Source organism: Streptosporangium sp. NPDC049078, from assembly GCF_040648855.1.
In the GTDB taxonomy this organism is placed as follows: Bacteria; Actinomycetota; Actinomycetes; order Streptosporangiales; family Streptosporangiaceae; genus Streptosporangium.
On sequence record NZ_JBEZEL010000004.1, the window covers coordinates 89,487 to 101,259 of the forward strand.

The window sequence follows — 11,773 nt, forward strand, 5'->3', positions numbered from 1 at the left end:
CCGACGAGCGCGGCGCTCCGCGGTGAATCTTGACGATCATCACGTTGTGTCCCTGCGGACGAAGGTCCACCGGGCGACGGCGACGGAGAGGGTCGCCCAGGCGGCCGACACGAGGAGTCCGGCGGCCGGGCCGAGCGCGGTGGCGGGGTCGGCAGGCATGCCGATGAGGCTGAGGGCCGCCTCGTGCGGCAGGAGGCTCACCACGTGGGGAAGGGTGCCCTCCAACATCGGTGAGACGAGGACGGGCGTGAGGAGAAGTGTGACGAGCGGGGTGACGACCGTTCTCGTGACGACGGCGAGACCGAACCCGACGAGGCCGAGCAGGAGGTAGGCGGCGAGGAGGCCGAGGAGGCCGAGGAGGCCGGCCACGGCGTCACCGGCTTCCGGCTCCCCGGCGCGAATCGCCGACAGGTTACGCAGGAGGTGTCCCGGCAGGACGGCCGGAATCGACGCGACCAGACAGAAGGCCGCGCTCGCGGTGAGTTTGGCGGCGAACAGCAGGTCACGGCCGGGGACGGCGGCGAGGCTGACGCGCAACTGGCCGCCAGGGTACTCACCGCCGGCCGCGAAGACCGCGATCGCGACGAACGCGTAGACCGGCGAGAGGGTGAATGCGCCGAGCTCGGCGATCGGGATCCGACCGTCCTGACCGGCGACACGGACGACGTCCGTGGCCGCGACGATCCCGAGCAGGCCGCCTGCGCCGAAGCCGAGGGCGAGGACGATCCAGGTGGCGGGGAGAGTAGTGATCTTGATCAGCTCGGCGGCCAGGACGTCACGGAACCGGACGGCCACCATCGGCCGGGGACTCATCGCGCCTCCCTCACGCCGAGCGTGACACCCGCGGCGACGGAGGTCGCGGCGGCCCATCCGGTGAGGACGAGCAGGCCGTGCGTCCGTCCGGCCGTGAGGTCGTTGACGCCGGGGTCGAGCATGAGGTTCCTCGCCGCGCTGAGCGGGAACAGGGCGTCCACCTCGGGCGCGATTCCGGCCAGGACCTGGGTCATCGTGACGGTGATCAGCACCACGGTGACGACGACGCCGGTCAGGGTGCCGCGCACGGTGAGGGTGACGGCGAACGCGGTGAGGCAGAACAGGACCGCGAAGGCGACGAACCGGCCATGGCCGAGGAACGCCTCCCCGGTGACGAGCAGGCCCGGATTCCAGTCCTTGACAGCGACGTAGGTGAACGCGGCGCTGATGCCCGCGATGAGGATCGCGACGACGGACACGTACAGTGCCGTGGCGAGGAGCTTGGCGACCAGCAGGGGAACCGTGCGCGGCATCGCGAGCACGGTCAGGCCGAGCTGCCGCGAGCGGAACTCCTGCCCCGCGATCACGGAGGCGAGCACGGGCAGGAACAGACCCATCTGCAGCGACGCCCCGGTGCAGAGGCCGAGGATCGCCTCGGCGGCGGGCTGAGGCTGCCCGGTGAAGATCTCGATGACGCCGTCGGAGGTGATGTTCGCGACGGCGTCGGCCAACAGCCCGGCGGGCGGGATCTGGACCAGCACGTGCAGGGCGAGGACGACGCCGGTGGCGATCCAGGCACCGGGCAGAGTGAGGATCTTGCTCAGTTCCGCCCGGGTGGCCGCGGACACCTCGCTCACCGGTGCGCCCCGCTCCGGTCGCCGGTAAGCGCGAAGAACGCCGCCTCCAGCGAGGCGTGTCCGGCCGTCACCTCCGCGAGCGTCCCTCTGACGACGATGCGGCCGCGGTTGATGATCACCACGTCGTCGGCCGTGTCGGCCGTCTCCTTCATGAGATGGCTCGACAGCAGCACGGTACGGCCCAGGGCCGCGTGCTCCCTGAGCAGGTCGCGGACCCAGCGGATGCCGTCGGGGTCCAGCCCGTTCACGGGTTCGTCGAGGACGAGGACCTCCGGCTCACCGAGCAGCGCCCCCGCGATCCCCAGTCGCTGCCTCATGCCCAGTGAGTAGTTCTTCACCCGGTGTCTCGCGGCGTCCGCCAGGCCGACGAGATCGAGGACCTCCCGTACCCGCTCCCGGGGGATCCGGTTCGACCGGGCGATCCACGACAGGTGGTCGATCGCGCGGCGCTCGGGCACCGGCCCCGCACCGTCCAGCAGGGCGCCGACCGTGCGCAGCGGGTATCGCAGGTCCCGGTAGCGCCTCCCCCCGATCAGCGCCCGCCCGCCGGTGGCTGCGTCCAGGCCGAGCAGCACGCGCAGCGTGCTGGACTTTCCCGCCCCGTTCGGGCCGAGGAACGCCGTGACGCGGCCGGGCCTGGCCGTGAACGTGACGTCGTCGACCGCCTTCCTGTTCCGATAGTGCTTGCTGAGCCCGTTGATCTCGATCACCGCGCACCCCGATCCCTCGCTTTGGACGAACGTCCCCAGCCTGCGGCGACGGGGTGCGGGGCCGCGTCCCCCGAAAGGGGACACCTCAGCGGGGCTCGTGCAGCAGACCCGCCTCGTAGGCGAGCACGGCCAGGCGGGTGCGGTCGTTCACGCCGAGTTTGGCGAACACCCGCTTGAGATACGTGCGCACCGTCTCCGTGCTCAGGAAGAGCTCGTCGGCGATCTCCTGGTTCGAGTATCCTCGCGCGACCAGCCGGATCACTTGTATCTCCCTGCCGGAGAGCACCTCGTCCGCGAACGCGTGCCGGCGCCGCGACCGCTCCGGCGCGAACCGGCGCACCAGCCTCGCGGTGACCTCCGGCGCGAGCATGGCATGGCCCGCGTGAACCGCACGGACCGCGTGGAGCACCTCCTGCGGTGAGGCGTTCTTCAGCAGGAACCCCGACGCGCCCAGGGTCAGCGCCTCGTGGACGTACTCGTCGAGATCGAACGTGGTCAACATGATCACCCGGGTGCCCTCCGCCTCGGCGAGGACACCACGGGCCGCCTCCAGTCCGCCGCCGTCCGGCATCTGCACGTCGAGCAGGGCCACGTCTGGGCGCAGCGCGAGGATCAGGCGCAGCGCCTCCACGCCACCGGCCGCCTCCCCCGCGACGCGGAACCCCTCGGTGCGGTCGAAGAGTTTCCGGTACACGCCGCGGAAACGGCCGTCGTCGTCGGCCAGGAACACGCTGACAGGTGTCATCTCTTTCCCCGGTCGCCGCCGTCCGATTCCCGACCGGCTCGATCGTCCCCCAGCGGCAGCCGGGCCTCAACCTCGAATCCCCGCTCCGGCAGGTTCCGCCACGTCACGGTGCCACCGGCCAGCCGTGCCCGCTCCCGCATCCCCAGCAGGCCGAACCCTGACACCCCCTCGCCCTTCCCGCCCGGGCCGTCGTCGCGGACCCGCACGACGAGCGCGTCACCGTCCGGATGGAGTTCCGCGGTGCAGGCGGCGCCCGGCGCGTGCCGCACCACGTTGCTCAACGCCTCCTGAACGATACGGAACGCGACCGCCGCGACGGCCTCACCGAGCTCGCCGACCTGCCCGGGCGTGGCGATCCGCGCCTCGACACGAACTCCCGCGGCCCGCGTGGCGGCGACGAGTGCAGGCACGTCCGAGACGCCGGGGACGGGTCCGGCTGTGTCCGTCCGCTCCTCGCCGGGTCCCGCCCTGAGCGAGCGGACGAGCGACTGGACGTCCTCCAGCGCCGTCCTCGCGTGATCCTCGATGTCGGCGAGCGCGTCACGAAGCTCCCGCTCGCCCGCGTCGGGAAGGCCCCGCGTCACCCCCGCCTCGGCACTGATCAGCCCGAGGGCGTGCCCCACCACGTCGTGTACCTCACGGGCGACCTGCAGCTGCGTGCGAGCGGCCCGCTCGGCCGCCCGGGCGCGCTCCGCCTCCCGAACGGACTCGATCCGCCTGCCCACGGCGACCCCAAGCAACCACGACACGCTCAGCGCCGCGATCGCGATCACCACCCGCTGACCCGAGCCGCCCAGGCTGTCTCGCGGGACGGCCGTAACGGCCGCCAGGACCGCGACGGCACTGACCGCGACGAGGGCGAGCCCGCGAACCCGCGGCGCGCGGGTGAGCGCCGGAGGATACAGGCACCAGGCCGTGGCGAGCATCGGATCCTGGCACACACCGAGCAGGGTCGCGACCACCGTCGCGGCCCCGGCCGCCGCCACCGTGGGCACCGGCCACCGCCAGCGCAGCAGCATCGCCGCCACCGCGACCGCGGCCAGCGCCGTCCCCGCGGCCGGGCGCCAGACCCCGGCCGCGCCGATGATCGGGGGGAGCCAGAGCGTCCCGACGACCAGGAGCGCGGCCGCCGCGTCCACGAAAGGCCGCGGCGCTCCGGCCGCGGCCGGTACGGCCCTGTCCACGCTGGAACGGTATCCCAACGGGGAGCTCTGTCCCGGACGGCGGACACGCGCCCGCTCTCCCCGCGCGCGAGCGGCCGGGAGGCCGGTGGGTGAGTCCTCGAAGGACAGATCCTGTTGAAGACCCGAAACCGGTCAGTCGGTGGGTGAGACCTCGGCGGGAGGTGCTCACCTACGCATCTCCGTCAGTCGGTGCCGAACTCCATCGCGGCGCGGTCGAGCATCTCGTCGTCGTCGGAGACCTCGCCGCGCGAGGCGATCGCCTCCGCGCCGCCGCGCGGCATCGCGCCGATCAGCCCGGTCGAGGCCGCCTGGGCGGCGCCGATGAGCGCGGGATGGGTGGTGCCGACCATGCCGAGGCCGGCGTACTGCTCCAGCTTGGCGCGCGAGTCGGCGATGTCGAGGTTGCGCATGGTGAGCTGGCCGATCCGGTCCACCGGGCCGAACGCCGAGTCCTCGGTGCGCTCCATCGACAGCTTGTCCGGGTGGTAGCTGAAGGCCGGTCCCGAGGTGTCCAGGATCGAGTAGTCCTCACCGCGGCGCAGCCGCAGCGTCACCTCTCCGGTGATCGCCGTGCCGACCCAGCGCTGCAGCGACTCTCGCAGCATCAGCGCCTGCGGGTCGAGCCAGCGGCCCTCGTACATCAGCCGGCCGAGCCGCCGTCCCTCGTTGTGGTAGCTCGCCAGGGTGTCCTCGTTGTGGATCGCGTTGACCAGCCGCTCGTACGCCGCGTGCAGCAACGCCATCCCCGGCGCCTCGTAGATGCCCCGGCTCTTGGCCTCGATCACCCGGTTCTCGATCTGGTCGGACATGCCCATGCCGTGCCGCCCGCCGATCGTGTTCGCCTCCATCACCAGGTCGACGGGGGTGGCGAACTCCTTGCCGTTGATCGTCACCGGGCGGCCCTGCTCGAAGCCGATGGTCACGACCTCGGTGGCGATCTCGACCTCGGGGTCCCAGAATCGCACGCCCATGATCGGGTTCACGGTCTCGATGCCGGTGTCGAGGTGCTCCAGGGTCTTGGCCTCGTGGGTGGCGCCCCAGATGTTGGCGTCGGTCGAGTATGCCTTCTCGGTGCTGTCACGGTAGGGCAGGCCGTGGGCGAGCAGCCACTCCGACATCTCCTTGCGGCCACCGAGCTCGGAGACGAAGTCGGCGTCCAGCCAGGGCTTGTAGATGCGCAGGTGGGGGTTGGCGAGCAGGCCGTAGCGGTAGAACCGCTCGATGTCGTTGCCCTTGAACGTCGAGCCGTCGCCCCAGATCTGCACGTCGTCGTCGATCATCGCCCGGACCAGCAGGGTCCCGGTGACGGCGCGGCCGAGCGGCGTGGTGTTGAAGTAGGGGCGTCCGGCCGAGCGGATGTGGAACGCGCCGCAGGTGAGCGCGGCCAGGCCCTCCTCGACCAGCGCCGCGCGGCAGTCGACCAGGCGTGCGATCTCGGCGCCGTACGCCAGCGCGCGGCCGGGCACCGAGGCGATGTCGGGCTCGTCGTACTGGCCGATGTCGGCGGTGTAGGTGCACGGAACGGCACCCTTGTCGCGCATCCACGCGACGGCGACCGAGGTGTCGAGGCCGCCGGAGAAGGCGATGCCGACGCGCTCGCCCGCGGGCAAGGAGGTGAGAACCTTGGACATGAGACAAGAGTATGCATCACGACGCATGACTATGCAAAATTCCAGCTCTCCACCTCTCAGGGCAGCCCGACTTCTTGCCGAACCTATCGAATATCGATATATTTACATCGTTGCTCGATAGAAGGAGAGACGATGGGAAGATTAACGGTGCTCGCGCTTCGCGCCGTGCTCGTGGTGTTGCTCGCCGGATCGGTGTTCGTCCAGGCGGTGATGGTGCCGCTGTTCGCCGTCGACCTGGAGGCGCTCGACGCGGACGTCGCGTACCTGCGCGCCCCGCTCCTCGTGATCGTCTTCCTGGGCGTCGTCACGATCCAGGTCGTCCTGGTCTGCGTGTGGCGGCTGGTGACGATGGTGCGACGCGGAACCGTGTTCTCCCACGCCGCCTTCCGGTACGTTCACATCGTGATCGGCGCGATCACGGCGGCCGCCCTCCTGGTGTTCGCGCTCGCGGTCGTCCTGGCGCCGGGCGACCCGGTCCCCCCGGGCATGGTCCTGCTGATCTGCGGGGCCGCCACGGCGGTCCTGGGGGTGGCGCTCGTCGTGCTCGTGCTGCGGATGCTGCTCGCCCAGGCCGTCGCACGCGACGTGGAGGCGGCCCGGATGCGGGCGGAACTGGAGGAGGTGATCTGATGCCGATCACCGTCGACATCGACGTCATGCTGGCCAAACGGAAGATGTCCGTGGGCGAGCTCGCGGACCGCGTCGGGATCACACCCGCCAACCTGGCGGTGCTCAAGAACGGCCGCGCCAAGGCGGTGCGCTTCACGACGCTCGCCGCGCTCTGCGAAGTCCTGGAGTGCCAGCCGGGAGACCTGCTGCGCTGGCAGGCCGAGGACGCCGCGGACGGATGAGGCCGGCGCCCGGCGCCGGGATCCGGCGGCCCGTGTCAGCGCCCCTCACGTCCTCCTGCGCCGATCACCGGGATCACCGGGATCACCGGGATCTCAGTGTCTCGCGGAAGCTCTCCGCGAGCAGTCTCAGACCGGGTTCGACCCTCTCCGTGGGGATCGAACCGTACCCGAGCAGCAGTCCCGCCCGCGTGGAGGTCTCGCCGTAGTAGGGGGCGAGGTCCTGCAGCGCGATACCCGCCTTTCGCGCGTACGCCCTCACAGGAGCCGTGTCGGCCCCGGCGTCCGGGGTCAGATAGGCGCAGAGGTGGAGGCCGGCGGCGGAGGGAACCGGCTCCAGCCAGTCGCTGAGCTCATGCCGCAGAACGGTGACGATTCGCTCGCGGCGGGCCGCGTACTCGCGCGTCGCCCTGCGGACGTGCCGCCCGAGCAGGCCCTCGTCGATGAAAGCGGCCAGCGCCGCCTGGCTGGAAAGGTCCCCGCACCAGTCGGTGAGCCGCTTGGCGGCACGCAGGGCGGGCTGGAGCGAGGCGGGGGCGACCAGGAAGCCCAGCCTCAGCATCGGCAGCATCGTCTTGGAGAAGGAGCCGACGTAGACGACGTGGCCGCCGCGGTCGAGGCTCTGGAGCGGTTCGAGCGGACGGTCCTCGAAACGGAACTCGCTGTCGTAGTCGTCCTCGATCACCACGGCCCCGCGCCGCCCGGCCCAGTCGAGCAGCGCGGCGCGGCGGCCGAGGGACATCGGCATCCCCAGGGGGAACTGATGCGACGGTGTGACGTAGACGAGGCGGGCGGAGTCGGGAAGGGCCGCCACGTCCAGTCCCTCCTCGTCGACGGGGACGCCGACGACCCGCGCGCCCAGCGACTCGAACAACAGCCTGGCCGGAGGGTAGCCGGGCTCCTCCACGGCCACGCGGCAGCCGGGCTCGATCATGACACGGCCGATCAGGTCGAGTGCCTGCTGGGCTCCCTGCGTGACGAGAACGTCGTCGGCGCCCGCCCGCACGGAGCGGGAGAGGCCGACGTGGCGGGCGAGCGCCTCCCGCAGTCCCGCGTGTCCTGAGGGGTCGCCGTAACCGGCGGAGCGCGCCAGCGCCGGGCGCAACTCGCGGGTGACAAGCCTGCGCCACGTTTCGAGCGGGAACAGCTGCCCGTCGGGAACGCCCACCCCGAAGTCGTAGACCGGCTCCCCTTCCGGTTCGGCCGGCGGTGCGGTCTCAAGGCGCCAGTGGCGGCGGGGACGTACGCCGCCCGCGGGCGCGTTCCTCGAACGGACTCCGGTGAGGGGCCCGGCGAGAGGCTCGGTGCACACGAAGGTGCCCGCCCCGACCTGGCCGACGAGAATTCCCTCGGCGGCCAGCCGCTCGTAGGCGACGGCCACGGTGTTGCGCGACACGTCGAGCCGCCGCGCCAGCTCCCGGGTCGCGGGCAGGCGCTCCCCCGGGCGCAGGCGGCCGTCGAGGACGGCGTCCAGGAGTTGCCGGTAGATGCGGGCGGACAGGTCGCCGCGCCCGCTGAGGCTCACGTGAAAATCCATCTCGCCCTCTCGGATTGGCCCAATGAGTTGACCTCATATTGGATCTTATGCGGGGTCAATCGGCTCCCTAGGGTTGCCCCTGGGCCGGCGAGGAGCCATGTCGGCCACGTAGCGACCGAGGAGTCCTGTGTTCAGCCGGATCATGCCCCCTGCCGGGCCGCCCAGAGTCCTCGCCCTCGCGCAGCTCACCAATTCCATCGGGGACGGCGCGTACTACGTGTGCTCGGCGCTCTACTTCATCCGGATCGTGGGACTCTCGCCGACCCAGGTCGGCTTCGCGCTCACACTCGGCTGGGCCGTCGGCTTCGTGGCGGGGGTCCCGCTCGGCCACCTCGCCGACCGCCGTGGACCTCGCGGCACGGCGGTCCTGCTCGCCGTCGCCACCGCCACCTCGGTGGGCTCGTTTCTGTTCGTCCGCTCCTTTCCCTGGTTCGTGCTGGTCGCCTGCCTGTACGCGACCTCGCAGTGCGGTCTCGCCGCGGCCAGGCAGGCGCTGCTCGCCGGGCTGGTGGACAGGGAGCGGCGCACCCGGATCCGGGCCCACCTGCAGGCGACGGCGAACGCCGGGCTGGCGGTCGGCGCCGCGCTCGGCGGGGTGGCACTGCACCTCGACACCCGGGCCGCCTACCTGACGGTCCTCGCGATGGACGCGCTGAGCTTCCTGCTCTCGGCCCTGATCCTGCTCCGTCTTCCCCCGGTGCCGCCCACCGCGGCCGCGCCCGCGGGCGAACCGGCACTGGCGGTGCTCAGGGACAGGCCGTACGCGCTCGTCTCCCTGCTCAACATGGTCACGCTGCTGAACATGCCGCTGCTCAGCCTGGTCATCCCCCTGTGGATCGTCCAGCGGACCGAGGCCCCGAGCTGGACGGTCTCGGCCCTGCTGGTCCTCAACACCCTGGGCGTCGTGCTGTTCCAGGTACGGGTGGCCCGGCGGGTCACGGATCTGGAGACCGCCTCCCGGTCCGTACGGCGGGCGGGTGCGGTGCTGTTCGCCGCGTGCGCGGTGTTCGCCCTGTCGTCGGCCTGGTCCTCGGCGTGGGCCGCCGCGTTCGTCCTGCTCCTCGCGGCCTGTCTGCAGGTGTTCGGCGAGATGGCGCACGCCTCCGGCGCCTGGGAGATCGGGTTCGATCTCGCCCCCGCCGACAGGCAGGGCCAGTACCAGGGTTTCTTCGGATCCGGTGCGGCGGTCGCCAGGATGCTCGGCCCCCTACTGCTCACGACGCTGATCCTCACCTGGGGAACTCCGGGTTGGCTGGTGCTCGGCGGCCTGTTCCTGCTGGCCGGCCTCGCCACGGGACCGGCCGTGCGCTGGGCCCTGCGGACCCGGCGCACAGAGCCGATCACGGCGACGGGTGGCCGGTGAGACGGACAGCCCATGCCGCGGTGGAAGCGGTGGCGCGCTGCCCGCGCCGGACCGCCCTCGCTTTCCCGCTTTCCGCTTTTCCGCGAAAAACGGTTTGTGGCTCCACCACCTCGGACAGCATGCTGGACGTCGTGCTGATCAGAGATGCGACGCCCGGCGACTGGCCGGCCATCTGGCCCTTCCTCCACCGGATCGTGGCCGCCGGTGAGACCTACACCTGGGACCGCGACGTCAGCGAGGAGCGGGCCCGGGAGATGTGGTTTCCCGAGCCTCCGGGCCGCACGGTCGTCGCCGTCGACACCGACGGGACCGTCCTGGGCTCGGCCAAGATGAATCCCAACCACATGGGGCCCGCCTCGCACATCGCCAGCGCGAGCTTCATGGTCGACCCCGGCCATGCCGGGCGCGGCGTCGGGCGGGCCCTGGGCGAGCACGTCCTGGAGTGGGCGCGCGCCGAGGGCTACCGGGCGATGCAGTTCAACGCCGTCGTGGAGACCAACACCCGGGCGGTGGCACTGTGGCGCTCGCTGGGCTTCGAGGTGCTGGCGACCCTGCCGGAGGGTTTCGAGCATCCGGACAAGGGCTACGTCGGACTGCACATCATGTACAGGTCCCTCTGATCGCGCGGCGCCGGTGGGGTCGTCGCGGGTGACCGCGACCTCCCGGCGCCGCGACCGTGGAGGTGCTTCTCACGCCAGGTGTCACGCACCGCAGGGCGGACGGACTCGCTCGCGGTGGATGTGCGCTCCGCACCCCCGATGTCGCGCACGGTGCGGCGGACGGACTCGCTCGCGGTGGACGGCCGGTGTTCAGCCGAGGTCGAAGAAGATCGTCTCCTTCTCGCCCTGCAGGTGGACGTCGAAGCGGTGGACGCCCTCTCGCTCCGGCGTGGCCAGCAGTGTGTGCGCGCGCTCGGACGGCATCGAGTCGAGGAAGGCGTCGTGGGCGAGGTAGATCCGGGTATAGAGGTGGTGCAGCAGGCCGCGGGCGAACACGCAGACGCTGATGTAGCCGTTGCCCGGCACGAGGGTGCGCAGCGTCCAGCGGCCGTCGGCGTCAGTGGGAACCCTGCCGAAGCCGGTGAAGTCGACACCGTTCCTGCCGAGGACCGCGCCGTTCACCGCGTCGCGGCGCAACGTGCCCGGCGCGCCGGTGAGGTCGCCGGACGGGGCGGCCTGCCAGAACTCCAGCAGCGCGTCCGGCACCGGGGCGCCGGCGCCGTCGTAGACGTGGCCGTGCACGATGATCCCGCCGGTCGCGATGTCGCCGCCGCCGGGGAACGGGAGCGCGTAGCCGTAGAAGGGGCCGACGGTCTGCGAGGGGGTGGGGTTCATCGAAACTCCTTGGGCGCGGAGACCCCGGGCCTCGGCCCTGGGGAGGACGTCAACGGCTCTCCTCCGTCCAGGTGGCGGCGGGGCCGTCCAGGACGATGTCCCACCGGTAGCCGAGGGACCACTCGGGGACGGACAGGTCGTGCTCGTAGGCGGCGACCAGGCGCTGCCTGGCCCGGTCGTCGGTCACGGAGTTGAGGATGGGGTCGTAGGGGAACAGCGGGTCGTTCGGGAAGTACATCTGGGTGACCAGGCGCTGGGCGAAGGCGGTGCCGAAGACGGAGAAGTGGATGTGCGCGGGACGCCAGGCGTTGACGTGGTTGCGCCACGGGTAGGCGCCGGGCTTGATCGTGGTGAAGGCGTAGCCGCCGTCGCCGTCGGTGAGGCAGCGGCCCACCCCGGTGAAGTTGGGGTCGAGCGGGGCCGGGTGGTCGTCGCGCTGGTGCGGGTAGCGGCCGGAGGCGTTGGCCTGCCATATCTCCACGAGCTGGCCGCGCACCGGGCGTCCGTTCCTGTCCAGGACGCGGCCGTGCACGGTGATGCGCTCGCCCAGCGGCTCGCCGAGATGCTGCCTGGTCAGGTCGGCGTCGAGCGCGGTGACGTCGGTGACGCCGAAGACCGGCCCGGTGAGTTCGGCCGCGTCCGGGTCCTTGAGCGCGATCAGTGGTTGCCCGGGGTGACGGAGCGCGGTGCTGCGGTAGGGGGCGTAGTCGCGGGACGGGTGGTGTCTCTCCCCGCCGTCCCCGGTGGCGCGGAGCTCGCGGAGCTCGGCGATCTCGCGGTCGATGTCGGCCTGCGTGGGCGGTGTTGACAT

General features: G+C 71.6%; 13 protein-coding genes. 4 read left to right on the forward strand and 9 right to left on the reverse strand.

Annotation, left to right across the window (positions count from 1 at the left end; all coding sequences use genetic code 11):
• Window positions 1-39: 39 nt before the first annotated feature.
• The 6 genes from AB0B90_RS07530 to argG all read right to left on the reverse strand — a co-directional run bounded on the left by AB0B90_RS07530 (window position 40) and on the right by argG (window position 5,880).
• A complete protein-coding gene (locus tag AB0B90_RS07530) occupies window positions 40-813 on the reverse strand; it encodes a hypothetical protein (RefSeq protein WP_362921446.1) in 774 nt (257 codons plus the stop codon).
• Window positions 810-1,610: an ABC transporter permease gene (locus AB0B90_RS07535; protein WP_350946183.1), complete on the reverse strand. Its 801-nt coding sequence runs from the start codon at window positions 1,608-1,610 to the stop codon at window positions 810-812. Before AB0B90_RS07535 ends, AB0B90_RS07530 begins: the two co-directional genes overlap by 4 nt.
• Window positions 1,607-2,320 (reverse strand): ATP-binding cassette domain-containing protein, encoded by a 714-nt coding sequence (locus AB0B90_RS07540; protein ID WP_350946184.1) that lies wholly within the window; start codon window positions 2,318-2,320, stop codon window positions 1,607-1,609. Before AB0B90_RS07540 ends, AB0B90_RS07535 begins: the two co-directional genes overlap by 4 nt.
• Window positions 2,321-2,405: 85 nt before the next feature.
• Entirely contained in the window at window positions 2,406-3,065 is a 660-nt protein-coding gene (locus tag AB0B90_RS07545) for a response regulator transcription factor (RefSeq protein WP_350946185.1), read from the reverse strand.
• Entirely contained in the window at window positions 3,062-4,249 is a 1,188-nt protein-coding gene (locus tag AB0B90_RS07550) for a sensor histidine kinase (RefSeq protein WP_350946186.1), read from the reverse strand. The genes AB0B90_RS07545 and AB0B90_RS07550 overlap by 4 nt, the downstream gene beginning before the upstream one ends.
• 182 nt (window positions 4,250-4,431) lie before the next feature.
• The gene (argG, locus tag AB0B90_RS07555; RefSeq protein ID WP_350946187.1) at window positions 4,432-5,880 is read right to left on the reverse strand and encodes an argininosuccinate synthase; all 1,449 of its coding nucleotides are present in this window, start codon (window positions 5,878-5,880) and stop codon (window positions 4,432-4,434) included.
• Window positions 5,881-6,012: 132 nt separating this feature from the next.
• Here argG and AB0B90_RS07560 point away from each other — a divergent pair, with 132 nt between their 5' ends.
• Entirely contained in the window at window positions 6,013-6,510 is a 498-nt protein-coding gene (locus AB0B90_RS07560; protein ID WP_350946188.1) for a DUF2975 domain-containing protein, read from the forward strand.
• A complete protein-coding gene (locus AB0B90_RS07565; protein ID WP_350946189.1) occupies window positions 6,510-6,731 on the forward strand; it encodes a helix-turn-helix transcriptional regulator in 222 nt (73 codons plus the stop codon). The genes AB0B90_RS07560 and AB0B90_RS07565 overlap by 1 nt, the downstream gene beginning before the upstream one ends.
• Window positions 6,732-6,813: 82 nt before the next feature.
• On the opposite strand, the gene AB0B90_RS07570 is transcribed toward AB0B90_RS07565, so the two are convergent.
• Window positions 6,814-8,253 carry a PLP-dependent aminotransferase family protein gene (locus AB0B90_RS07570; protein ID WP_350946190.1) on the reverse strand — a complete coding sequence of 480 codons (1,440 nt, stop codon included), beginning with the start codon at window positions 8,251-8,253 and terminating at the stop codon, window positions 6,814-6,816.
• Window positions 8,254-8,392: 139 nt separating this feature from the next.
• Between AB0B90_RS07570 and AB0B90_RS07575 the strand changes: the two genes are divergently transcribed.
• On the forward strand, window positions 8,393-9,628 hold the full coding sequence (locus tag AB0B90_RS07575; protein WP_362921450.1) for an MFS transporter: 1,236 nt from the start codon (window positions 8,393-8,395) through the stop codon (window positions 9,626-9,628).
• A gap of 131 nt (window positions 9,629-9,759) precedes the next feature.
• Window positions 9,760-10,248 (forward strand): GNAT family N-acetyltransferase, encoded by a 489-nt coding sequence (locus AB0B90_RS07580; protein ID WP_350946192.1) that lies wholly within the window; start codon window positions 9,760-9,762, stop codon window positions 10,246-10,248.
• Window positions 10,249-10,437: 189 nt separating this feature from the next.
• Here AB0B90_RS07580 and pcaG read toward each other — a convergent pair whose 3' ends face one another.
• Window positions 10,438-10,962 carry a protocatechuate 3,4-dioxygenase subunit alpha gene (gene pcaG, locus AB0B90_RS07585; protein WP_350946193.1) on the reverse strand — a complete coding sequence of 175 codons (525 nt, stop codon included), beginning with the start codon at window positions 10,960-10,962 and terminating at the stop codon, window positions 10,438-10,440.
• 49 nt (window positions 10,963-11,011) lie between these two features.
• Window positions 11,012-11,773 (reverse strand): protocatechuate 3,4-dioxygenase subunit beta, encoded by a 762-nt coding sequence (gene pcaH, locus AB0B90_RS07590; RefSeq protein WP_362921453.1) that lies wholly within the window; start codon window positions 11,771-11,773, stop codon window positions 11,012-11,014.

Excerpts from the sequence above, each read along its gene's own strand:
- AB0B90_RS07545 (WP_350946185.1), bottom strand. The coding sequence starts at position 3,065 with ATGACACCTGTCAGCGTGTTCCTGGCCGACGACGACGGCCGTTTCCGC.
- argG (WP_350946187.1), bottom strand. The coding sequence starts at position 5,880 with ATGTCCAAGGTTCTCACCTCCTTGCCCGCGGGCGAGCGCGTCGGCATC.
- pcaH (WP_362921453.1), bottom strand. The coding sequence starts at position 11,773 with ATGTCAACACCGCCCACGCAGGCCGACATCGACCGCGAGATCGCCGAG.
- AB0B90_RS07530 (WP_362921446.1), bottom strand. The coding sequence starts at position 813 with ATGAGTCCCCGGCCGATGGTGGCCGTCCGGTTCCGTGACGTCCTGGCC.
- pcaG (WP_350946193.1), bottom strand. The coding sequence starts at position 10,962 with ATGAACCCCACCCCCTCGCAGACCGTCGGCCCCTTCTACGGCTACGCG.
- AB0B90_RS07565 (WP_350946189.1), top strand. The coding sequence starts at position 6,510 with ATGCCGATCACCGTCGACATCGACGTCATGCTGGCCAAACGGAAGATG.
- AB0B90_RS07560 (WP_350946188.1), top strand. The coding sequence starts at position 6,013 with ATGGGAAGATTAACGGTGCTCGCGCTTCGCGCCGTGCTCGTGGTGTTG.